The organism is Haloferax mucosum ATCC BAA-1512 (assembly GCF_000337815.1).
In the GTDB taxonomy this organism is placed as follows: Archaea; Halobacteriota; Halobacteria; order Halobacteriales; family Haloferacaceae; genus Haloferax; species Haloferax mucosum.
In genome coordinates, this window is the sequence record NZ_AOLN01000011.1 from 528,265 (window position 1) to 550,098 (window position 21,834).

Here is a 21,834-nt window from a genome sequence, read left to right on the forward strand (position 1 = left end):
GCATGACCGACCCGCCCCGCGAACCGTGCGGCCGGTGTGCGATGACGACCGTCGTCGATGCGACCGGAACCGAGAGGACAGACCCGTTCGAAGGGGAGCGAATCGAACTCGCCGCCTCGTCGTTGCGCGCAGTCTCGCCCGCGGCGTGGGTCGCGGGACTTTCGGCACGCCTCGACGCCGTCGCCGAGCGCGTTATTTACGGCGAGCGATAGTGTCGAAAATCGAGTTCCTCGCAGAGTTTATACTGTCTGGCACGTAGTTTGGGCAACGATATGGAAGAGAGCATCTCCGGGTTCAAATGCCGCGGTACCTGGGACGAGGTCGTCGAACACGGGGAGCGAATCACCCGTGCGCTCCGCGACGCCGACGTCGGGGGCGACGATTTCGATGACTGGGACGAGTGGCGACCCAAATCGCACGAACGCCTCTCCAAGGACGTGAGCGAGAAGACGTCACAACAGGCGAGCGTCGGCGAAGGCGAAGGTGAGAAGGCCGGGAAGACGCCCAACGACGACCTCAAAACCGCCGGTGAGAAACTCTCGCGGTCGTACGAGAAAGTCGAAGCAGGCGACGACGAGGGAGCGGTCGAATCGTGGCAAGACTCCATCAACTACGTCGCCCGCGCCGCCGACTCCGCCGGACGGAAAGCCCTCCGGAAAGTCGAAGACACCGTGTATCGGAACGTCATGACCCAGTTGGCTCCCTACTATTTCGACAACGAACTCGTCAGCGCCAACATCCAGAAGGTCGGCCGCGGCACGGCGGACGAGGAGTTCGTCTTCGAGGTGAACGTCAACGACGACGAGCTGAAATCGGAGGTTTCGGAGACGCTCCGCGGCTTCGAAAACGAAATCGACCGCTGGCACATCGACACGCCAAAAGAGACGGAAGTCGCGGAAGCGGTTGAAGGCGTGGAAGTCCCGGTCACAGACGACGAACAGCGCTCGAAGTCCACGACGAACTGATTCTCGCGGGCGATTCGTGCTCACTTCGGTTTCGGTGCGCTCTGACGCTCGCAGTGCACATGTGTCCTCTACCGACAATACTGATACGACTCGACCGAGATGTAGGACTATGCCCGAGCCACTCCGAGTCGAGTCCGGAGAGTTGACCGCAGACGAAATCCTCGACGCGCTCCGCGAGGGACGCCGTATCATCGTCCGCGCGGAGATGCTCGGTGGTATCCACGAAGTCACGCTCAGACACGACGGTACGACCTTTTACTGTGACACCCCGACGACGCTCCACAAACACGAAGACGAAGCGGGAATGCGGACCTGCGTGACGAAGATGGGCTACGCGAAAGACGACACCGAATAACCGACTGCACCGCGTCTACCCCGTCGGGCCTCCGCGAGTTTCACGACGGAATGTCGGTCCCACGACAGCGGTTGTGTTTCCGGCAGGTGAGGCTTTAATTCGACGCACGGCGAACAGATGTGCATGACCGATGCACCGGACATGGACGAGTTGATGGACACCGACGACCCGGATTTCGGGCACGTCCTCGCCTGCGTCTTCGGAATCCAGAGCCACGAGAGCCGGACGTATCTTGCGCTTCTCGACAATCCCGGAAGCACCGTCGCCGAACTCGCGGAGGTCCTCGACCGCGACCGAAGCAACGTCAATCGCTCGCTGACGACGCTTTTAGATAAGGGGCTGGCGGAACGAAAACGCCGCCTACTCGACCCCGGTGGCTACGTCTACCAGTACACGGCGACGCCGCTCCCGGAGGCAAAAGAGATGATGCACACCGCACTCGACGAGTGGGCCGAGGACGTACACGCCCGCATCGACAACTTCGGCGAGTAAGACTACAGAATCACCACACTCGGGTGTCAGTTTCGCTCGGCCGGCAGGTGCCGCCCGAACCCACCCGTTTTTGTCCCTCTGGTGCCACCGCCCGAGCAATGAGCCTCGAACTCACGGCACCTGTTCCCGAGGAGCCATCTGTCGCCGAAGACGGCACCTGGCTCGAATGTATCGAGTGCGGCGCGCAGTTCGCGCCCTTCGAGGACATTCGATACACCTGCGACGACTGCGACGGTCTCCTCGAAGTCCGTTATTCATCCCCGCCGACGTGGGACGACTTCGAGGGCCGCGGCGTCTGGCGATACAACGCCGCACTTCCCTTCGAAGAAGGCGTCTCGCTCCCCGAGGGCGCGACGCCCCTACACGAGGTCCCGCGTCTCGAATCCGACATCGGCGTCGAGACGCTTCGCATCAAACACGAGGGGATGAACCCAACCGGGTCGTTCAAAGATCGCGGGATGACCGTCGGTGTCCGCGTCGCCAAAGAACTCGGCGTGGACCGACTCGCCTGCGCCTCGACCGGCAACACCTCGGCCGCACTCGCCGCCTACGGCGCTCGCGGCGGGATGGAGACGCTCGTGCTTCTCCCTGCCGGAAAGGTCGCCGCCGGTAAGATTGCACAAGCCTCCCTGCACGACGCGCGCATCCTCGAAGTTGACGGCAACTTCGACTCCTGTCTCGACATCGTCCAAGACCTCGCCGCCCGCGGCGAGGCGTACCTGCTCAACTCACTCAACCCCTTCCGTCTCGAAGGCCAGAAGACCATCGGTCTCGAAATTCTCGAAGCGTTCTCCGATGACTACGGCACCTACCCGGACCGCATCGTCCTCCCCGTCGGCAACGCGGGCAACACGTCGGCGCTCTACAAGGCGTTCCGCGAACTCGTGCAGTCGGGCGCGCTCGACCCCGAGGACGTGCCGAAACTCACCGGCGTTCAGGCAGAGGGTGCCGCGCCGATGGTCGAAGCCATCGAACACGACTGGGACGAGACCAAGCGGTGGGACGAAGTCGAGACGAAGGCAACCGCCATTCGCATCGGTAACCCGGTCAACGCGCCGAAAGCGCTCCCCGGTATCCGCGAGACGGGCGGCACCGCCGTCGCCGTCTCCGACGAAGCAATCACCGAGGCACAGCGCGACCTCGCGGCTGAAGGCGTCGGCGTCGAACCCGCGTCCGCCGCGTCCGTCGCTGGTCTTCGAAAACTCCGCGAATCGGGTACCATCGACGCCGACGAACGAGTCGTCTGTCTCACGACGGGGCACCTGTTGAAGGACCCCGACGCCGCGTTCGAAGCGGGCGACGACCCAGAACCCGTTCCGAACGACACCGAAGCAGTGCTGGAACACCTCGCGGAGTGACGCGGTAACCACATCCCGTTTTCTCGGCACCTATTTACACGCCGAGAGAATGTTCGAAATACGACATGGGTGACTGGCGCAAGCCGCTCCGAGACGACGCGGCCGCCGGCTTCGCGGTGGCGTCTGGAATCTGTCTTTCGACCGCAATCTACGGGGTGATCACGTATCTCGCTCGCCCCGGTGCGACTTTCGGCGATGTCTATGCGCTGTTGTTTCTCGCGTTCCCGGGATTCGTGCTGGGGTTGCGTGCGTTCGGTCTGCTGTCGTCGCAACGAAACGGCTGAAACAGCCTGCTGGCCACCATCACGGCTCGACCCAGACGCTTTCTACCCCGCATCGAAGACATAGCTGACGCGCGTCAGGGATCCGTCTGACGCATCCTTTTGATTCTGTGGTACTATGTGGCACACGATGTCCCTCAGTAGCATGCCGACCGGGACCGTCAGCCGGGACGGGGCCGGGTCGAGAACGTACCCGCCGGACGACTCCGGGCGCAGTTCGGGAACTACAGCCGCGTCACCTCCTCCGGAAAACCGGGTCAGTTCGACCCCGGACGAGACCGCGCTCCAACGCGAGAACGACGCGCTCCGTCGGGCGAACGCACAACTCAAGGCGGAACTTGCCGCCGCCGACGAGGACCGTCAGGAAATCATCGACCGATACGAACAGCTCTTAGCCGAGAGTCGGCGTCGAACCCACCCGCAACGCGGTCGGCACTCGGCGAGCGGGTCGTCGAACCGACGGCCGTCAAACCGAGCCGATGGGCCGATAGCCACTGTTCGGGCCGCCGTCGGCCGCGCGGTGGCGAGCGTGGCGTCGTCGCTCGGGTTCCGCTGATTGCGGCTGTTTAGAGCGTGATGGCGTCCACGTCGATGATTCGGTCGTCGTCGAGGAGCTTTTGCTGGACGTCCGCCGGCACCTCGTCGTCGAGGTTGTAGACGGTCAGTGCCTCGCCGCCCGCTTTGGAGCGGCGGGCGTTGAACATCCCGGCGATGTTGACGTCGTGTTCGCCGAGGATAGTCCCGATAAAGCCGATGACGCCCGGCTTGTCGTAGTTTCGGGCGACGAGCATGTGACCGTGGGGAATGGCGTCGAGACGGTAGCCGTTGATGCGGACGATACGCGGGTCGTCGCCGGCGAAGAGCGTCCCGGAGATGGTCATCTCCTCGTCGCCGTTGCGGACCGTCACCGTCACGAGACTCTGGAAGTCTTCCGACTGGCGGGACTTCGACTCGATGACCTCGATACCGCGTTCTTTCGCAATCTTCGGGGCGTTGACGGCGTTGACCTGCCATTCGAGCGGCGTGAAGACGCCCTTCAGCGCCGAGGCGGTGACGAGTTCGACGTTTTCGGCGGCTATCTCTCCGTTGTAGGTCACTTCGATTTCGCCGAGGCGACCGTCGAGGAGTTGGCCCGCAATCTTGCCCGCGGTTTCGGCGAGACCGATGTAGGGCCGGATGCGCGGGAAGGCGCTCTCATCGACGGAGGGCGCGTTGAGCGCGTTCATCACGGGTTCCTCGCGGAACGCGGCGACGATTTGGTCGGCCGTCGAGACGGCGACGTTCTCTTGTGCCGCCGAGGTGGACGCACCGAGGTGTGGCGTGACGACCACGTTATCGACCGAGAGCAACGGGTTGTCGGGTGAAACGGGTTCGTCGGCGAACACGTCAACTGCGGCCCCGTCGATGACGCCGGATTCGACGGCCGCCGCGAGGGCCGCTTCGTCCACGACGCCGCCGCGGGCGCAGTTGACGAGGTAGCCGCTTCCCATGGTTTCGAGTTCGTCGGCTGAGATGAGACCCTCCGTCTCGGGCGTCAGCGGCGTGTGAACCGTCAAGAAGTCGGCACGGGCGAGACACTGGTCGAACTCGACGAGTTCCGCGCCGAGTTGTTCTGCGCGTTCCTCGCCGATGTAGGGGTCGTACGCGACGATGTCCATCCCGAGTGAGGCGAACTTCTTTGCGACCTCTTGACCGACGCGGCCGAGACCGACGACACCGAGGGTCTTGCCGTTGACCTCGTTGCCGAGGTAGTCGGATTTCGCCCACTCGCCGTCTTTCAGACGGGTGTGTGCCTGCGGAATCGAGCGCGCGGCGGCAAAGCCCATGGCGACCGTGTGTTCGGCGGCGGCGCGAACGTTCCCTTCGGGCGCGTTGGCGACGATGACGCCGTGTTCGGTCGCGGCCTCGATGTCGATGTTGTCAACGCCGATTCCGGCGCGGCCGACGATAACGAGGTCAGATGCCGCTTCGAACACGTCTTCGGAGACCTGTGTTCCGGAGCGGACGATGAGTCCGTGCACGCCAGAGACGGCTTCGAGAAGCGCGTCGCCTTCGACATCGTATGCGGTCTCTACCTCGTAACCGGCTTCGCGTAACCGGTCCAGACCCGCGTCGGCAATCGGGTCCGTGACGAGTACCTTCATGCGGATAGGCACAGACTCACAGGGGTTAAGAGTTGTCACAACGGCTGATTTCGTGACATTGTAAATGTCTCGCACACGCTTTGAATCTACTAGTGGTTCGTTCCGCCGGCGTTTCTACCCGCGTTCGCACTAGTATTATTAACAAACCTGTGGTGGAGTAAACAAATGAGCTTGCGCCCCGACCATTCGCCGATGACCGAGTTGGCTGTCGGCCCGTCGCTTCCCGATGCCGGGTCCGTCCCTATCACCGGGCCGCCGAGAGTAACCTCCGGTACGTCTCCAGTCCGGACGACCTCACCGGTATCGGCATCCACCTGACAGAGGCGCTCAGAGAACACTACGAGGCGAGTCGGCTGGCGCGGGCCGGTCTCCACGTCCTCTTGACGCTCGTCATGTACGCCGACTTGAAACCTGTTTCAGTTCCTTCACGTCATCACCGGTCGTATCTCGGCGACTGGGTTTTCGGGCGTCTTCACGCTCGACACCGGCTTCGTCAAGGACCGCGAACTGGCGCTTTTGAAACAGCCCTTCGACGGGATTGTCGAGACCCGCGAGACGGACGGCGACCCCGAATACAGGGTCCGCGGACTCTCCTCGTTGTCGCCGAAGTCGTCGGTTAGGTCGGCTTCTACCTCGCGGAGTGTCTCGTGTTCGGCGTCGTGCGAGTCGTCCATACTGCATGTCAATTACGCAACTGGTATGTGGGTGCGCGGTCGGGTCGGCCGCAGATAACTGCCGACGCGGAAGGTTTGAAACCCCGCGAGGACGACGGGCACGTATGCGAATCATTGCCTTTGACTTCGACGGCACGCTTTCGGATTCGGAGATGACTGTCCTTCTCGGCGAACGAAACGGCACCGCCGACGAGATGGCCGACATCACCGAGCGAGCGATGAACGACGAGATCAGCTACGCGGAGAGTCTGCGGTCGCGCGCCCGCCTGCTCGAAGGACTCGAAGAAGAACTCGCCGAGGAGGCTTACGACGAGGTCGAACTCCGGCCCGGCGCGGCCGCCCTCATCGAACGCCTCCGCGACTACGGCCACCACGTCGCCATCTTCACCGGCGGGTTCCGCCGCGGCGTCGAGCGCGCACTCGAAAAAGAGGACGTCGAAGTAGACGATATCGTTTCGAACAGTCTCCCTGTAAAGGGCGGCCGACTCACCGGTGACGTGGAGGGGCCGCTCATCGAGGGCACGAAAGACACCGCTCTCGAAAACCACGCCGCCGAACACGACGTTCCGATGGACCGAACCGTCGCAGTCGGCGACGGCGCGAACGACCTCCCGATGCTCGAAGTCGCCGGTCTCTCGGTCGGCTTCGCTCCGAAGGACGCCGTTCGTCCGGCCTGTGACGTCGTCGTCTCCTCGATGAACCGTCTCGGCAAGGTGTTCGAGGACGACAACATCCTCGAAGCCGACGAAGCGTGACTACTGAGGGTTGCTAACACTTATCATGTGGGGCATCGTATCGGAAGTTATGTCAATTAGTGACGTTGACACACCCGAGATATGGGTAGCGGGGTTCGCCTTCGTCGTTCTCGCTGTCGCCGCCCAACTCGAAGGTGTCGTCCTCGTTAATATCCAAACGATGGGCGTCGATCAGTCGATTCCCGCCGCCGTGGCAGTGGTGGGGACGATGTTGGGACTGTGGTGGCTCGATAACGAATGAGCGACGCCGACTGAGCGGGACGACCCCTCGCTGGAACTGGCGTTCAAACTCGCCGCGCGCTTCGAGTGTCGCGTCAAGGACCTTTTCGACCCGGAACTCGACGCCGATTCGACCGCGTAAAAAAGCCGCCTTTTTGCTGAATTACCGGTTCAGCGTGTGAATCGCCTGCCCGAGCGCGTTTTCTGCGGCCTCCATGACCGCTTCGGCGAGCGTCGGGTGGGTGTGGATGGTCGCCGCGACGTCTTCGAGTCGCGCGCCCATCTCGATAGCGAGCGCGAGTTCGGCGATGAGTTCGGACGCTTCGGGACCGACGATTTGCGCCCCGAGGATGAATCCGGAGTCCTCGTCGGCGACGATGCGGACGAAGCCTTCGGCGTGGCCCGTGGTGAGCGCGCGGCCGGACGCACCGAACGGCATCTGACCGATTGCGGGCGTGAAGCCGGCCTCTTCGGCCTCTTCTTCCGTCATTCCGACCGTGCCGATTTCGGGGTCGGTGAAGACGGCGGCCGGAACGGCTTGACTGTCGAAGGCGACCGGTTCGCCGGCGATGTGCTCGGCCGCAACGACGCCCTCTTGGGAGGCGACGTGGGCGAGCATCGGCGTGTCGGCGACGATGTCGCCAATCGCGTAGATGTGGTCTACGTCGGTCCGGCGGAAGTCATCGACCTCGATGAACCCGCGTTCGTCGGCTTCGATACCGGCGTTTTCGAGTTCCATCGTGTCCGTGACGGGCGAGCGGCCGACGGCGACGAGCACCTTGTCGGCGTAGTACTCGCTTTCTTCGCCGTCTTCGGTCTCGGTGGTGACGACGATACCGTCGTCGTCCTCGCGCCAGCCGCTTGCACCTTCGCCGAAGTGCATGTCAATACCGAGGAGTTCGGCGCGCTTGCGGACGACGCGGGCCACGTCGGACTCGTAGGTCGGGAGGATGTCGTCGAGCATCTCGACGACGGTGACGTTGGAGCCGAGTTTGGCGAACGTCGTCGAAAGTTCCATTCCGATGTAGCCGCCGCCGACGACGACGAGGTCGTCCGGGACGGTCTCGGCCGCGAGGGCGTCGCGCGACGACCAGACCTGCTCGTTTGCGAAGTCGAAACCGGGAATCTGGATGACGCGCGAGCCGGTTGCGATGATACAGTGTTCGAACTCGATGGTCTCCGAACCCTGTCCTTCGCCGCCGTGTGCGATGCGGACCGCGTTTTTGTCTTTGAAGCGGGCGGTTCCCTCGACGAGGTTGACGCCGTTCGCCTTACAGAGCTTTTCGACGCCGCCGGTGAGTTGGTCTACGACGCCGTCCTTCCAGTCGCGCAGCTGCGACATATCGACGACGGGGTCTGCATGGATACCCATCTCCTCGGCGTGACCCGCCTCGTGAGCGAGATCTGCGCTCGTGATGAGCGCCTTCGAGGGGATACAGCCGTAGTTCAGGCAGGTACCACCGAAGGCGTCCTTCTCGACGAGCGTCGTGTCGAGGCCCTGCTGTGCGGCGCGAATCGCGGCGACGTAGCCGCCCGGTCCGGCACCGATGACGAGCACGTCGGTTCCGGTCGCAATGTCTCCGACGACCATTATTCGAGCACCAACAGCTTGGGGTCTTCGAGCAGTTCCTTCACGCGGTTCGTGAAGCGAGCGCCCTGTGCGCCGTCAACGATGCGGTGGTCGAACGACAGCGAGAGCGTGAGCACTTTTCGCGGCACGATTTCACCGTCAACCACGCGCGGCTTGTCTTTGATGGCTCCGAGCGCCAGAATCGCCACTTCGGGGTAGTTGATGATGGGTGTCGCGTACTCGCCACCGATACCGCCGATGTTGGTGATGGTGAAGGTACCACCGCGCATCTCTGCGGGCGAAATCTTGCGGTCGCGGGCCTTCTGGACCTTCTCGTTCATCTCGTCGGCGAGTTGGAGCATGCCCTTGCGGTCGGCGTCGTGGACGACTGGGACCATAAGACCAGCGTCCGTCGCGGCGGCAACGCCGATGTTGTACTCGTCGCGGAGCACGATTTCCTCGTTCTCCTCGTCGAGTTGCGAGTTCATGTACGGGAAGTCCTTCAGCGCCGCGATGACCGCCTTCATCACGAACGGCATGTAGGTAAGCTTCGTCTCCTGTTCTTCGGCGACGGGTTTGAGTTGCGAGCGCAGTTCGACGAGTTCCGTCACGTCAACCTCGTCGTGGTGCGTGACGTGCGGTGCAGTGTACTTCGACTGCTCCATCTGGTTGCCGATAGCCTTGCGGACGCCCTTGTAGGGGACGCGCTCGCCGGCGGCGGGACCGGTGTCTGCACTCGTCGTCTCGGCGGACGCGGTGCCCGCATCGGCCTCGGCGGAGACGGCGTTTGCGTCTGCGGCCTGTGCCTGTTGCTGGGCTTCTGCGTACTCGGAGACGGCTTCGGGCGTGACGAACGCGTCGCCGTCGCGCATCTCGCTTGCGGGGATGGCGTCGAGGTCAACGCCCTTCTCTTCGGCCAGCGCACGGGTCGCGGGCGCGGCGAGCGTCTTGTCGCGGTCGGCGCTTTCGGCCACCGCCGCGGTTCCCTCGTCGCGCTTTGCCGTCGCGGACTTTCCGTTTATCTCGACGTTGCGCGGGCGGTCTTCGCCAGCGTCCTCGGACGCGGATGCCTCGGCGGACTCGGCGGCCGACCGAACGTCACCTTCGGTGACGCGGCCGCTCGGACCGCTTCCATCGACGGACGCGAGATCAACGTCGAGTTCGCGGGCGAGGCGTCGGACGCTCGGCGAGGCGAACACGCGCCCGCCGGAGTCGGCCTTAGCCTCGGTCTCGTCGCCTTCGTCGGCGGACGAGTCGGTCGGTGTTTCGGTCTCGGGGTCGGCCGCTTCGGCTTCGGCTTCGGCTTCGCCACCGACCTGGATGGTGATGATGACGTTGCCGACGGGGACGACTTCGCCTTCTTCGGCGAGCAGTTCCTTGACCGTCCCGTTGAACGGCGAGGGAACATCGACGAGCGCCTTGTCGGTCTCGACCTCTGCGAGTACCTGATCTTCGGTTACTTCGTCGCCGGGTGCGACGTGCCACGTTACGAGTTCGCCTTCTGCGACGCCTTCACCGACGTCGGGGAGTTTGAATTCCTCAAGTGCCATTGTTTTCAGAAGTCCACCGCCTCACGAATACCTTCTTCGACGCGGGCGACAGACGGGAGGTAGTAGTCCTCCAGTGCGTACAGTGGGTACGGCACGTCGTAGCCCGCGACGCGCTTTACAGGCGCTTCTTGGTAGAGGAGCGCCTCCTCTTGAATCGTCGCCGTGATTTCGGCACCGAAGCCGCCGTTCTTGGGGGCCTCGTGGACGACGACCGCGCGACCCGTCTTCTTGAACGACTCGACGACGGTCTCGCGGTCGAGCGGCGAGATGGTTCGAATGTCGACGACCTCGGCGTCGATACCCTCTTCTTCGAGGTTCTCGACGGCTTCGAGCGTCGGGCGCGTCATCGCGCCGTAGGTGAACACCGACACGTCCGTCCCCTCGCGGCGAACGGCGGCCTCGCCGATTGGCACGGTGTAATCTTCTTCGGGAACCTCGCCGCGGAACGCGCGGTAGATGAGTTTCGGTTCGAGGAAGATGACCGGGTCGGGGTCACGAATCGCGGAGATGAGAAGTCCCTTCGTGTCGTACGGCGTCGAGGGGATGACGACCTTCAGGCCCGCCTCGTGCGCGTAGAACATCTCCTTGGATTCGGAGTGGGACTCCGGGGCGCGGATGCCGCCGCCGTAGGGTGCGCGGAGCACCATCGGGAGGGTGTACCGCCCGCGAGTGCGGGTGCGGAACCGCGACATGTGGCTGACGATTTGGTCGTAGCCGGGGTACATGAAGCCCGAGAACTGGATTTCGGGAACCGGCTTTAGGCCCATCGCGGCCATGCCGACGGCCGTGCCGACGATGCCGGACTCGGCGAGCGGGGTGTCGATGACGCGGTCGTCACCGAACTCGTCCCAGAGGCCTTCGGTCGCGCGGAAGACACCGCCGTTTTTGCCGACGTCTTCGCCCATGACCAACACCTCGTCGTCGAGGTTCATTTCGGTGTAGAGACCGTCCCGTACCGCTTGTACGATAGTGAGATTCTGCTCGCTCATTCTCTGAGGAATCCTTCGTCGCCGACCTTCTCACGGAGCGCTTCGAACTCTTCGCGCTGGGCGCGAATCTCCGGGGTCTGTTCGGCGTAGGCGTATTCGAACATCTCGGTGGGGTCCGGACGCGGGTCGGACTCGGCCGCTTCGATGGCGTCTGCGACCGTCTCTTCGATGTCCGTCTGGATTGCGTCGTATTTCTCGTCGTCGAGACGCCCCGTCTCGCGGAGGAACGTCTCCATCCGCGGGATGGGGTCTTTCGCCTTCCATCGCTCGACTTCCTCGTCGTCGCGGTAGACGGTCGGGTCGTCGGCGGTGGTGTGTGCGCCGAAGCGGTACTGGACCGCTTCGATGAGGGTCGGGCGCGTCTCGCCCTCGCCTGGGTTCTTTGCTTTCTCCAGTGCCGCCTCGGTCACGGAGTAGACCGCAAGCGGGTCCATCCCGTCTACCTGCACGCCGTCCATGCCGTAGGCCGTCGCCTTCTGTGCGATCGTTTCCGCGGCGGTCTGTCGCTCGCGGGGGACGGAAATCGCCCACTGGTTGTTGTTACAGAAGAAGACGTTCGGTGTGTCGAAGACGCCCGCGAAGTTCAGCGCTTCGTGGAAATCGCCTTCAGAGGTCGCACCGTCACCGAAGTAACAGAGAACACCTGTGTCGGTCTCTCCACGGAGTTTGTTCGCCCACGCGGCACCCGTCGCGTGCGGAATCTGCGAGGCGATGGGCACGGCCGGCGGCAGAATGTTCGCACCCTCCGGCATCTCGTTTCCTTTCTCGTGGCCCATCCAGTAGAGAAGCGTCTGTTTCAGCGGCAGGCCGCGAATCATCGCCGCGCCGTGTTCGCGGTAGCTCGGAACCATCCAGTCGTCGTCTTCGAGCGCGGTTGCACTGCCGATTTGTGCGCCTTCCTGCCCCGACAGCGGCGGATACGTTCCCATCCGTCCCTGTCGTTGGAGACTCACCGCCCGCGTGTCGAAGTGCCGGGCGAGACGCATGTTACGGTACATCTCGACCAGTGTTTCGTCGTCGATGTCAGGAACCTCGCCGACGACGGCTCCGTTCTCGTCGAGTACTTGTACCTGGTCCTGTGGGTCACGTTGAAGCACGCTCACGGGAGAACCCTCCTGTTCATGGCAAAATCGACTCCCGCCGCCGTTATATTGTTTTCGTATATAATTTACTTTGACTCGGAATACCTCCACACATGCCGTGCTATGTAAACCCACACGGGACAAAATTGGACATTTTCGCTCCTAAACGATTCTTCCTGATGGTCATTAGTGTGAACCCACACATCACCGAGAAATAATCGGAAATATCGACAACGTTGCAAAACGCGGTCGAGGTTGACGCCAGTGCGCCTTCGAATCGTAACCGAGTGGTTCGCTAGCTACCGTCACTCGGCTGTCGATGTTAGCTCGACTGCCGTCTTTCAGTTCTCTGGTTCGACTGCCGTCTTTCGGTTCTCTGGTCCGACGGCGTTCCAGTGTTGTTGGTGGTGCGGTGTTGATTCTCTGGTCGTTACTGACCCGCCGCCGCACGCGCAGTCTGTCGCGCTTCTTCGACGCTCGTCCCCTCGCGGAGGAGTGCATCGACGAACAGTTCACCGGCTTTGTACGACGACCTGACCATCGGGCCGGACGCGCAGTAGAGGAAGCCGAGTTCCTCCTCGGCGACTTCTCGCCATGTGTCGAACGCGTCCGGGTGGACGTACTCGAACACGTCGAGGTGACTCCGCGACGGTTGGAGGTACTGGCCGAACGTCACGATGTCCACGTCGGCCTCGCGGAGGTCCGAGAGCGTCTGGTACACCTCGTGAGCGTACTCGCCGAGACCGAGCATAATCGAGGTTTTCGTGTGAATGTCGGACTCGTCTGTCACTTGCTGGAGCACCGACAGAGATTGTTTGTAACCCGCGCGACGGTCGCGGACCGGCCACTGGAGTCGTTCGACCGTCTCGATATTGTGAGCGATGACGTCGGGACCGGCATCGATTATCTTTCGGACGTGTTCTGGCTCGCCTTGGAAGTCTGGAATCAACACTTCGACGAGGATGCCCGGGTCGCGGCGTTTGATCTCTCGAATCGTCTCCGCGAAGTGGCCCGCACCTTGGTCCGGCAGGTCGTCGCGGTCCACAGAGGTCAACACGACGTAATCGAGGCCGATTTCGGCGACTGCGTCTGCGACGTTCGCCGGTTCGTCTGGGTCGAGCGGCTCCATGCCGCCCGTCGTCACGTCACAGAAGTTGCAACCGCGCGAGCATCGGTCGCCCATCAGCATGAACGTCGCCGTCCCCGGCCCGTTTTCACCGCTCCAACACTCGCCGAGGTTCGGGCAGTTGGCCTCCTCACAGACGGTGTGGAGGTCGCGGTCCCGGAGCGTGGATTTGATATCGGTGAAACGCCGGCCGGATGGCGGTCGCATCTTCAACCAGTCTGGCTTCCGCCGCGTGCGCATGGTCAGTCAGTTTCGGGGCAACCGGGAAAAAACGTGAGGGTAAGCGTAGCGTCAGCCTCCCGACAGTGAAACGTCGTGGACCGAGCACCCGACCGCAACGGCGGCACACGAAATCGACGGCCTGCGACGGGTTGCCCCGTGTTATCACTGCTTGTCAAAAATCGGTCAAACGGACACTATAATCACGAAAAAGAAAACGTATGGTTCGAATATATCATCTCTTTCCATCATCGTGCATGTACAACCGTGCAAGATGTATCATGAAACTGAAAAACTTATACGCGAGTAAAGATTTAGAACAGGTATGAACTGGAAACACCGCCGCGACCTGTCGAAGGTCGAATCGAAGAAGAAAGAGGCCACCGCGGGAACGAACTGGTCGTTCATCGCCGCGCTCGCCGTCGCCGCGTAAGCCGCTTTCCCACCGCTTTCGGTCCCACTCGCCCCGGCTCTCTTTTGTACTTTTCACCCAGTGAGCGACCGCGTTGGATGGAGAAACGCCTTTCCCCCCGGACGACTCGGCTTCGTGTATGACGCTCGTCTTCGCCTCGCTTCCGGCATCGACACACACCCGGGGGTGCGCTTCGTGAAAGTCTCCGAGGCGGTCCCCGAGTTCGCCGATGCGTTCGGATTCGAGGAGTTCAACAGGATGCAACGGGAGGCTCTGTCCGCCATCCTCGACACCGACCACAACGTCGTCGCCTCCGCGCCCACCGCCAGCGGGAAGACGGCGCTCGCCGAACTCGCCATCTGCCGGACGCTCCGTGACGAGGGGACGGCGCTTTTTATCGCACCGTTGCGCGCGCTGACGACCGAGAAGGAGTCCGAGTGGGAGCGCTTCGAAGACCTCGGCTACTCGGTCTACGTCGTCACCGGCGAACGTGATTTGAACCCGCGTCGCGCCGCGCGCGCCGACATCCTCGTCATGACGCCCGAAAAGACCGACTCGGCGACTCGCAAACACGATTCCGCGCGGTACTCCTTTATCGAGGATGTCGATTGCGTCGTCATCGACGAGGTCCACCTGCTCGATTCGGAGACCCGCGGCGGCGTCCTCGAAGTGACCGTTTCGCGGATGCGACGCATCTGTGACCCTCGAATCGTCGCGCTCTCTGCGACCATGCCGAACATCGACGACGTGGCCGCGTGGCTCGACGCGCCCGACGAGACGACCTTCGAGTTCGGCGACGACTACCGTCCCGTGGACCTCCACGCGGGGGTCAAAACCTACACCCACGGCGAGAACTCCTTCGCCGACAAGTACCGCCGACTCTACCGGGCGTTCGACCTCGCGGAGCCGCATATCCGCGACGGCGGCCAGTCACTCGTCTTCGTCTCCTCGCGGCAGGACGCGGTTCGCGCCGCCGCCAAAGCCCGCGACGAACTCGCCAAACGCGACGTTCCAATCGGTGCCCGCGGAGACTACGACTTCCACAACGAGACCAAAGAACTGAGCAACGACTCGCTTCGGAAGGGCGTCCTCGACGGCGTCGGATTCCACCACGCAGGTCTCGCCCGCGACGACCGCGAAGCCGTCGAGGAGTGGTTCAAAGAGGGCAAGATTCAGCTTCTCTTTTCCACCTCGACGCTCGCGTGGGGCGTGAACCTCCCCGCCCGCTGTGTCGTCATCCGCGATACGAAACACCACGACCCGCTCGAAGGCGAGGTCGATATCTCGCCGCTCGACATCCTCCAGATGCTCGGACGGGCGGGTCGCCCCGGCTACGACGACGTCGGCTACGGTTGGGTCGTCTGCGACCACGCAGACCAGAACAAGTATCGCCGCCTGCTCCGCGAGGGCAAGGAAATCGAATCACGACTCGCCGAAGACCTCGATTCGCACCTCAACGCCGAGATTGCGATGGGGACCATCCGCGACCTCGACGACGTGCTGTCGTGGTTGGAGACGACGTTCTACTACCGCCGGGCGCAGTCGAACCCGGCGGCCTACGACTTCGAAGACCTCCGCGAGCGCGTCCGCGACGTGCTCGACCGACTGGTCTCTCGCGGCTTCGTCGAGATGGACGACGACCTCGCTATCGACGCGACCGCGCTGGGTCGGCTCACCTCGAAATACTACCTTCGATTGGGGACCGCAACCCGCTTTTCGACGCTCGCAAACCGCGACCGAATCTCCGCGGACGACATCCTCGAAACGGTCGCCGGTGCGGCAGACTTCCGGCAGGTGTCGGCCCGCCAGTCCGAGGTCGATGCCGTCGATTCCGTCCTGACCGGCGTCTCGACCGAACTCGAAGACGGCCCACGAAAGGTACTCGCCATTCTCCACGCCAGCATGGCGAACTCGACGCCGAGCGAACTCAGAAGCGACGCGTGGGTCATCAGACAGAACGCGCTTCGCTTGCTCTCTGCGCTCCGCGAGTTCCTCGACACCTTCGCTGACGCTCGCGCGGCCAACCTCGCAAAGCGCGTCGAAGCACGCGTCGAACACGGTGTCAGTAGTGATGCCGCGGCGCTCACGGCGGTTGACGGTATCGGCCCCGGACGCGCCCGCAAACTTGCGACGGGAGGGATTTCTGCCCCGGCCGACGTGCTCGACGCCGGCGTGAAAGAACTCACTCGCGCGGGACTCTCGAAGGGTGTCGCCGAGCGCGTCATCAAGAGCGCGAAGAACCTTCCAGCACCCGAAATCGACTGGGGCGACTTCCCCGACTCGGTCGGCCGCGGCGAGAGCGACATGCACGACATCCGCGTCACGAACGGCGGCGGCGGCGGTTCTATCGGGGTTCGTGTCACCGTCAACGACGTCGAGATGTCGGCGAAAACGTGTTACCTCTCCGACGACGTGACCGTCCCTGTCGGCGTCTTCGGCGCAAAAGACGACCAACTGGAGTTCGTCGTGGAAGTGACGTTCCCCGACCTGCCACTGCTCCCGATTCGGGAGTCGCGGACGGTTCGGGTGACGTAGGTCTTAGAGCGTCAGTCCGATTCTACCTTTAGTGAATGACGCTTCTAGCCTGCGCTTTCGAACCAGTGATTTATCCGCTCTGTCGGTTGGTATGGGGAAGAATTATATCTATCAAGTCCGAAGTAAAAGCTGTACCAACACACAGGGCGGTGGGTGTTTATCCTACCGCGCTTCTACTCGTCTTTTACCAGTCGGTCTGTTCGGCTCTCACCTTACAATCCGGGAAGTGTACAATTCTTTATATATTGTGGATTCACAGATAGTTAGCACGAATGAAATCGAAATTTTGCGTTCCGTAGTGGCCTTCAGACACATTCTGTCTGCTCAACTACAGGAACATATTTTTATGCCTGAGTACCGTATTGTCTAGTGGGTGACTAATCGTGGTTGCCCACCGACCATGTGTGTTGGTACACTCATGGGACTGAAGTTCATTGCAGTGACGCTGACCATCGCGGTTAGACTGATGCAACTGCGGAACTTGGACTAATGTCCTCGACCCGGCAATCGCAAGAGACCCGGTAATTGGCAAGTAGCTGGGGGCAACTTGCCCCCTGCTCAAAAGAGTGTGCCTGCATCTCGGAAATGGTCGGCAACGAAGTGACGACAGCCCCGATCTTTCGTCGGTTCGGGGCTGATTTTCACCGAGTGCGTCTCTACTCGGTTCACTCGTCCTCGCCGAGCAACGCCGCCCGCAACTCCTCCGGCCCGTCTACGATTTCATCCGCCAGCGACAGGTCCAACGCCGCGTTGTGGTCGATGCGGTAGGCGATGGTGTACGCACCCGACCGCACGGCCGATTCGATGCCGTTTATCGAGTCCTCGACGACGACGCAGTCTTCGGGTGCGACGCCGAGTTCTGCGGCGGCGTGCTCGTAGATGTGGGGTTCCGGCTTTCCGGGCTTGTCGATGTCGTCGGCGGAGAGCACGAGGTCGAGCGGGTCGAGGTCGAATCGCTCGCGGACGGTCGAAATCCAGGCCTGTGGAGCCGAAGAAACGATAGCGACCACTTTTCCCGCCGTGCGGAGGTCCGAAAAGAGTGCTTCCGCACCGTCCATCAAGACGACGTTCTCGCCGTAGAGTTCCTCGGCGTTTTCGTGGTACGCCGCGACGAACTCGTCTTTCGAGACGGTGGTTCCGTACGTCTCGTCGAGGTAGTCGTATATCTCGCGGAAGTTCATGCCCGTGATTTCCTCGTGGGCCGGGTCGCCGTCTTCGATGGCCTCGGCGAACACCCAGTCGTCCTCGAAAGCATGCCAGTACTGCTCCGAGTCAACCAACACGCCATCCATGTCGAACAGCACGACGCTCGCGTCCATGGTTTGCCCTCCACAGCGCCCGACCAAAGGCCTTCGTGCCGCGGCATGGCTCAGCCCACCCACCAACCCATCTATCCGCTTTCGTACGTCAACCTTCGCGCGTAGGTTCAACTCGGAGTGCGGGACCACGTCCGACGCATGGAATCCATCCGAATCTTCGCTGGCGATTGTACCGTCACGTTCGAAGGCACCCGCGACCGGACTCAACGCGGCCGTGTCGTCGTCGTGGTCAAGCCGGACCGAACCGTGCTCGTCCACGACGTCTCCGGCTACCAACCCGTCGCGTGGCTCACCCGCGCCGACTCGCTGACCGTCGAATCCGGACCGAGGTCGTTTGGTCTCGTCGCCCGCGCGGGCGAGCAAGTCCTCACCGTCGAATCGAACGACGTGACCGGCCGTGCCGAGTACCCCGCCAGCGAGGCTGGCATTCCGGTCGGCGCACACCCCGAAACCGGTGAGCCGCTGGTTCGAACGAACGGTGCGGTCGTCGGTCTCGACTCGGGAACTGAGTTCCGCCTCCCAGCCGGTGCAATCGTCCTCGATTCGACGTGCGACGACTGCGGACTTCCCCTGATGCGCGTCGAGCGCGGGGCGGCCTTCGAGGTCTGTATCGACCGCCAGTGCGACCCGCTCGACGACCGCGTTCGAGACCGGTTCGACGGCGACTGGCACTGTCCAGACTGCGGGTCGCCGATGCGAATCATCCGGCGGAACGGCCGCCTCTTGGCCGGCTGTGACGCGTATCCTGAGTGCGAGACCGCGTTTTCGATTCCGGCGGGTGTGGTCGCGGCCGACTGCGACTGCGGACTCCCGATATTCGAGACGGGTCGCGGCCGGCGGTGTCTCGACTCGACCTGCGAACACAGCTAACCGAGACGTATTGGAACCTGCGCTGTCGGCATCGCAGTCCCTTTGTCGTCGGGACGCCCCGATTCGGGTATGCAAGGACGCCTCGAAGACGGTGTCGTCCACCTCCCGGGCGACGCCCGACAGCGGTTCCACGACTCGCGCGGATACGGGAGACCGACCGGCGGCAACGACCTCGACGTCGCGCCCGTCGAGGCCGCACACCTGCTCTCGCGCGGCGACATCGACGGCGTGGACGGGATGGGCCTGCGCGAACTCCTCGCGCGCACTGGCACGACGCTCGGTTTCGTCGTCTACAAAGACCTCCGCGACCGCGGGTTCTACCTCTCGCCCGCCCGCGACGACTGGCCCGGCGTCGCCGACGCCGAGGGCGCTGACTTCCTCGTCTACCCCCGCGGCAAGGGACCGTGGGATGGCGACGTCGAATATCGGATGCGAGTCGTCGGCGAGCGACAGCCGATTCCCGTCGATTCGCTCGGCGATGTCGCCGAGCAAAGCTCGGCGGCCCGCCGGACGGATTCCGGAGACGTGGTGCTCGCCATCGTTGACGAAGACGGCGACCTGACGTACTTCGACACCGGCGACTACGCTCCCGACGGGACCGCCTTCGAGGACTTCCCCACCGGTCTCGACGCCGAACTCCTCTCGGACCGCGCGCTCGTGTGGGATGGCGTGGACCGCCTCTATCAGGGCGGCTTTTTCGGTCAGCGCCTCTACGGCCGCAACGCCGACAGCGGCCCGCTTCAACTGTCGCTTCTCGAAGCCGCGTATCTCGCCCGACAGGACGTGCTCGCCATCGACGAGGCCGACGTAATATCCTGCGGTCACGACGTCGAAGGTGAGCGATTCGACCGCAGGCTTGCGGTTTACGCCTCGCTCAGAGAGATGCAGACGGTTCCGAAAAGCGGCTTCAAGTTCGGGTCTGACTTCCGCGTCTACACCGACTTCGAGACGGTAGACGACCTCTCACACTCCGAGTTCCTCGTGCGCGTGGTCACGCCCGACCACACGTTCGTCCCGCGTGACCTCTCGTTGGACGTTCGACTCGCTGGCGGTGTCCGCAAGCGAATGGTTTTTGCGCTGACCGATGCCAACGGAGAGATAGACTGGCTTTCGGTCAGTCGGCTCACGCCATGACACGAGACGAACCCGCGGAGCGAATCCGCACCGACGGAGGCACAGCACAGGGAGCAGACGAAGTCGCTCTCGACCCGTGGGGCTCGTCAACCATCGCCGACTACCGGAAGTTGTTCGAGGAGTTCGGCATCGAGGAGTTCGACGAAGTCCTCGACGAAGTGCCGAACCCCCACTATCTGATGCGCCGCGGCGTCATCTTCGGGCACCGCGACTACCGGCGCGTGTTGGAAGCGATGCGCGACGGCGACGACTTCGCCGTTCTCTCGGGGTTCATGCCTACCGGCGACCCCCACATCGGCCACAAACTCGTCTTCGACGAAATCATCTGGCATCAACAGCAGGGCGGCGACGCGTACGGTCTCATCGCCGACATGGAGGCGCACTCCGCCCGCGGTATCGCGTGGGACGAAATCAACGAGCACAGCCGCGACTACCTGCTGTCGCTCATCGCGCTCGGATTCGACCCCGAAGAGGGCGAACTCTACCGGCAGTCGGACAACGACACGCTTCAGCGACTCGCCTTCGAACTCGGCGGCAAGGCCAACTTCTCCGAGTTCGAGTCCATCTACGGCTTCGACGGCGAGACGAACATCTCGCACATGCAGTCGGTCGTCACGCAGATGGCCGACATCCTCTACCCGCAGTTGGACGACCCCAAGCCGACGGTCATTCCGGTCGGTCCCGACCAAGACCCGCACGTTCGATTCGCTCGTGACCTCTCGACGCGGATGCGATTCTTTAAAGTAACCGAGGCGTACTCCAGTTACGAGGTCACTGATGATTTACGGCAGTGCCTCAAGTGGTTCTATCACGAAATTGAGCGTGCATTCGAGGGTGGGCTTGGAATGGAGTCGCCCATGGTCAAAGCAAACTGCAATAATGCGCAGGCTGAGGTAATCTTCCGAGGTCTTGAAAACTACCTCCTTAATCCGGGCTCTGTTTCGCCATCTGAAGTGGAGGTCGACATTGAACAGCTCGTTGAACTGGATAATCATGACCACAGTGCAAACGAGTGGAAGCAGGTAACCGATGCCTTAGTTCCGTTTGATATCTCACCTCCTGAGACCCTCTCAGAAGCGGCATACAACGCACTCCTGCGTCGATTCAACAGCTCAGGTCGTGAACCGCTCCGCCCCCGCGTTCGCTTCTTCGCCCGGCAGGCGACCGACGAGGCGTTCGAGGCGCTCATCGAGGACATCGAGGGCGAAAAGCGGCGATACGACCAGCACATCGACGCGTTCGACCTCGACGTTGCAGAAGCCGAGGAACTCGCCCGGAAGGTCGAGGCCCGCCACGGCGGCTACGGCTTCATCCCGCCGTCGTCAATCTATCACCGCTTTATGACCGGCCTGACGGGCGGGAAGATGTCTTCGTCGATTCCGGCGAGCCACATCTCGCTTCTCGACGACCCCGAAGACGGCTACGACAAGGTCAAGTCAGCGACGACCGGCGGCCGCGACACTGCCGACGAACAGCGCGAACTCGGTGGCGAGGCCGACAAATGTCCCGTCTACGAACTCTACGCGTACCTCCTCACGGGCGACGACGACGAACTCGCCAAGGAAGTGTACGACGAGTGCGTCGGCGGCGAGCGCCTCTGCGGCGGGTGTAAAGAACAGGCCGCGACGCTGATGCGCGAGTTCCTCGAAGACCACCACGAAAAGCGCGACGAGGCGAAGGAAGTCCTCGATTCGCTCGACATCGACTTGGAGACGGAACGACGAGGGGTAGCCGCCGAGCATTAGCGAGGCGGTTGCTCGTGAGGCGCGAAGGACGATACGGTGG

Annotated in this window: 20 protein-coding genes and 2 pseudogenes; 15 read left to right on the plus strand and 7 right to left on the minus strand. The window is 62.7% G+C overall.

Annotation, left to right across the window (positions count from 1 at the left end; genetic code table 11):
- Positions 1–2: 2 nt before the first annotated feature.
- From C440_RS09470 to C440_RS09500, 7 genes are all read left to right on the plus strand, one after another.
- Positions 3–212, plus strand: coding sequence for a hypothetical protein (locus tag C440_RS09470; RefSeq protein WP_008320191.1), 210 nt, complete (start codon positions 3–5; stop codon positions 210–212).
- A 60-nt stretch (positions 213–272) separates the two neighbouring features.
- On the plus strand, positions 273–965 hold the full coding sequence (locus tag C440_RS09475) for a DUF5828 family protein (protein WP_008320192.1): 693 nt from the start codon (positions 273–275) through the stop codon (positions 963–965).
- 109 nt (positions 966–1,074) lie between these two features.
- Positions 1,075–1,320 carry a hypothetical protein gene (locus C440_RS09480; RefSeq protein ID WP_008320193.1) on the plus strand — a complete coding sequence of 82 codons (246 nt, stop codon included), beginning with the start codon at positions 1,075–1,077 and terminating at the stop codon, positions 1,318–1,320.
- Between the two features lie 123 nt (positions 1,321–1,443).
- A complete protein-coding gene (locus C440_RS09485; RefSeq protein ID WP_008320194.1) occupies positions 1,444–1,812 on the plus strand; it encodes a helix-turn-helix domain-containing protein in 369 nt (122 codons plus the stop codon).
- A 98-nt stretch (positions 1,813–1,910) separates the two neighbouring features.
- Positions 1,911–3,170, plus strand: coding sequence for a threonine synthase (thrC, locus tag C440_RS09490; protein ID WP_008320195.1), 1,260 nt, complete (start codon positions 1,911–1,913; stop codon positions 3,168–3,170).
- A gap of 65 nt (positions 3,171–3,235) precedes the next feature.
- Positions 3,236–3,454: a hypothetical protein gene (locus C440_RS09495; protein WP_008320196.1), complete on the plus strand. Its 219-nt coding sequence runs from the start codon at positions 3,236–3,238 to the stop codon at positions 3,452–3,454.
- Between the two features lie 127 nt (positions 3,455–3,581).
- Entirely contained in the window at positions 3,582–4,007 is a 426-nt protein-coding gene (locus C440_RS09500; RefSeq protein WP_152417859.1) for a cell division protein ZapB, read from the plus strand.
- A 10-nt stretch (positions 4,008–4,017) separates the two neighbouring features.
- On the opposite strand, the gene serA is transcribed toward C440_RS09500, so the two are convergent.
- Positions 4,018–5,595, minus strand: coding sequence for a phosphoglycerate dehydrogenase (gene serA, locus C440_RS09505; protein ID WP_008320198.1), 1,578 nt, complete (start codon positions 5,593–5,595; stop codon positions 4,018–4,020).
- A 248-nt stretch (positions 5,596–5,843) separates the two neighbouring features.
- On the opposite strand from serA, the pseudogene C440_RS18070 reads away from it, so the two are divergent.
- From C440_RS18070 to C440_RS18075, 4 genes and pseudogenes are all read left to right on the plus strand, one after another.
- A pseudogene (locus tag C440_RS18070) lies at positions 5,844–6,207 on the plus strand (DUF7504 family protein); the annotation flags it as partial.
- Positions 6,208–6,373: 166 nt separating this feature from the next.
- Positions 6,374–7,024 carry a phosphoserine phosphatase SerB gene (gene serB, locus C440_RS09515; RefSeq protein WP_008320200.1) on the plus strand — a complete coding sequence of 217 codons (651 nt, stop codon included), beginning with the start codon at positions 6,374–6,376 and terminating at the stop codon, positions 7,022–7,024.
- A 49-nt stretch (positions 7,025–7,073) separates the two neighbouring features.
- Positions 7,074–7,265 (plus strand): hypothetical protein, encoded by a 192-nt coding sequence (locus C440_RS09520; RefSeq protein ID WP_049915586.1) that lies wholly within the window; start codon positions 7,074–7,076, stop codon positions 7,263–7,265.
- A pseudogene (locus C440_RS18075) lies at positions 7,266–7,385 on the plus strand (helix-turn-helix transcriptional regulator); the annotation flags it as partial.
- A 21-nt stretch (positions 7,386–7,406) separates the two neighbouring features.
- On the opposite strand, the gene lpdA reads toward C440_RS18075, so the two are convergent.
- The 5 genes from lpdA to lipA all read right to left on the minus strand — a co-directional run bounded on the left by lpdA (position 7,407) and on the right by lipA (position 13,800).
- Positions 7,407–8,834: a dihydrolipoyl dehydrogenase gene (gene lpdA / locus C440_RS09525; protein WP_008320203.1), complete on the minus strand. Its 1,428-nt coding sequence runs from the start codon at positions 8,832–8,834 to the stop codon at positions 7,407–7,409.
- Complete coding sequence (locus tag C440_RS09530) at positions 8,834–10,363, minus strand: dihydrolipoamide acetyltransferase family protein (RefSeq protein ID WP_008320204.1); 1,530 nt, start codon at positions 10,361–10,363, stop codon at positions 8,834–8,836. The genes lpdA and C440_RS09530 overlap by 1 nt, the downstream gene beginning before the upstream one ends.
- A 5-nt stretch (positions 10,364–10,368) precedes the next feature.
- Positions 10,369–11,352, minus strand: a complete 984-nt coding sequence (locus C440_RS09535) for an alpha-ketoacid dehydrogenase subunit beta (protein ID WP_008320205.1) — start codon at positions 11,350–11,352, stop codon at positions 10,369–10,371.
- Positions 11,349–12,455, minus strand: coding sequence for a pyruvate dehydrogenase (acetyl-transferring) E1 component subunit alpha (pdhA, locus tag C440_RS09540; protein ID WP_008320206.1), 1,107 nt, complete (start codon positions 12,453–12,455; stop codon positions 11,349–11,351). Before pdhA ends, C440_RS09535 begins: the two co-directional genes overlap by 4 nt.
- A gap of 409 nt (positions 12,456–12,864) precedes the next feature.
- Complete coding sequence (gene lipA, locus C440_RS09545; protein ID WP_008320207.1) at positions 12,865–13,800, minus strand: lipoyl synthase; 936 nt, start codon at positions 13,798–13,800, stop codon at positions 12,865–12,867.
- A 586-nt stretch (positions 13,801–14,386) separates the two neighbouring features.
- Here lipA and C440_RS09550 point away from each other — a divergent pair.
- Positions 14,387–16,726: a DEAD/DEAH box helicase gene (locus C440_RS09550; protein WP_008320209.1), complete on the plus strand. Its 2,340-nt coding sequence runs from the start codon at positions 14,387–14,389 to the stop codon at positions 16,724–16,726.
- 665 nt (positions 16,727–17,391) lie between these two features.
- On the opposite strand, the gene C440_RS09555 is transcribed toward C440_RS09550, so the two are convergent.
- Positions 17,392–18,045, minus strand: coding sequence for an HAD family hydrolase (locus C440_RS09555; protein WP_008320211.1), 654 nt, complete (start codon positions 18,043–18,045; stop codon positions 17,392–17,394).
- Between the two features lie 138 nt (positions 18,046–18,183).
- On the opposite strand from C440_RS09555, the gene C440_RS09560 reads away from it, so the two are divergent.
- The 3 genes from C440_RS09560 to C440_RS09570 all read left to right on the plus strand — a co-directional run bounded on the left by C440_RS09560 (position 18,184) and on the right by C440_RS09570 (position 21,794).
- Positions 18,184–18,915: a PDDEXK family nuclease gene (locus C440_RS09560; protein ID WP_008320213.1), complete on the plus strand. Its 732-nt coding sequence runs from the start codon at positions 18,184–18,186 to the stop codon at positions 18,913–18,915.
- A gap of 69 nt (positions 18,916–18,984) precedes the next feature.
- Positions 18,985–20,049 carry a tRNA-intron lyase gene (gene endA, locus C440_RS09565; RefSeq protein ID WP_008320215.1) on the plus strand — a complete coding sequence of 355 codons (1,065 nt, stop codon included), beginning with the start codon at positions 18,985–18,987 and terminating at the stop codon, positions 20,047–20,049.
- Positions 20,046–21,794 carry a tryptophan--tRNA ligase gene (locus C440_RS09570; RefSeq protein WP_008320216.1) on the plus strand — a complete coding sequence of 583 codons (1,749 nt, stop codon included), beginning with the start codon at positions 20,046–20,048 and terminating at the stop codon, positions 21,792–21,794. The genes endA and C440_RS09570 overlap by 4 nt, the downstream gene beginning before the upstream one ends.
- Positions 21,795–21,834 lie beyond the last annotated feature (40 nt).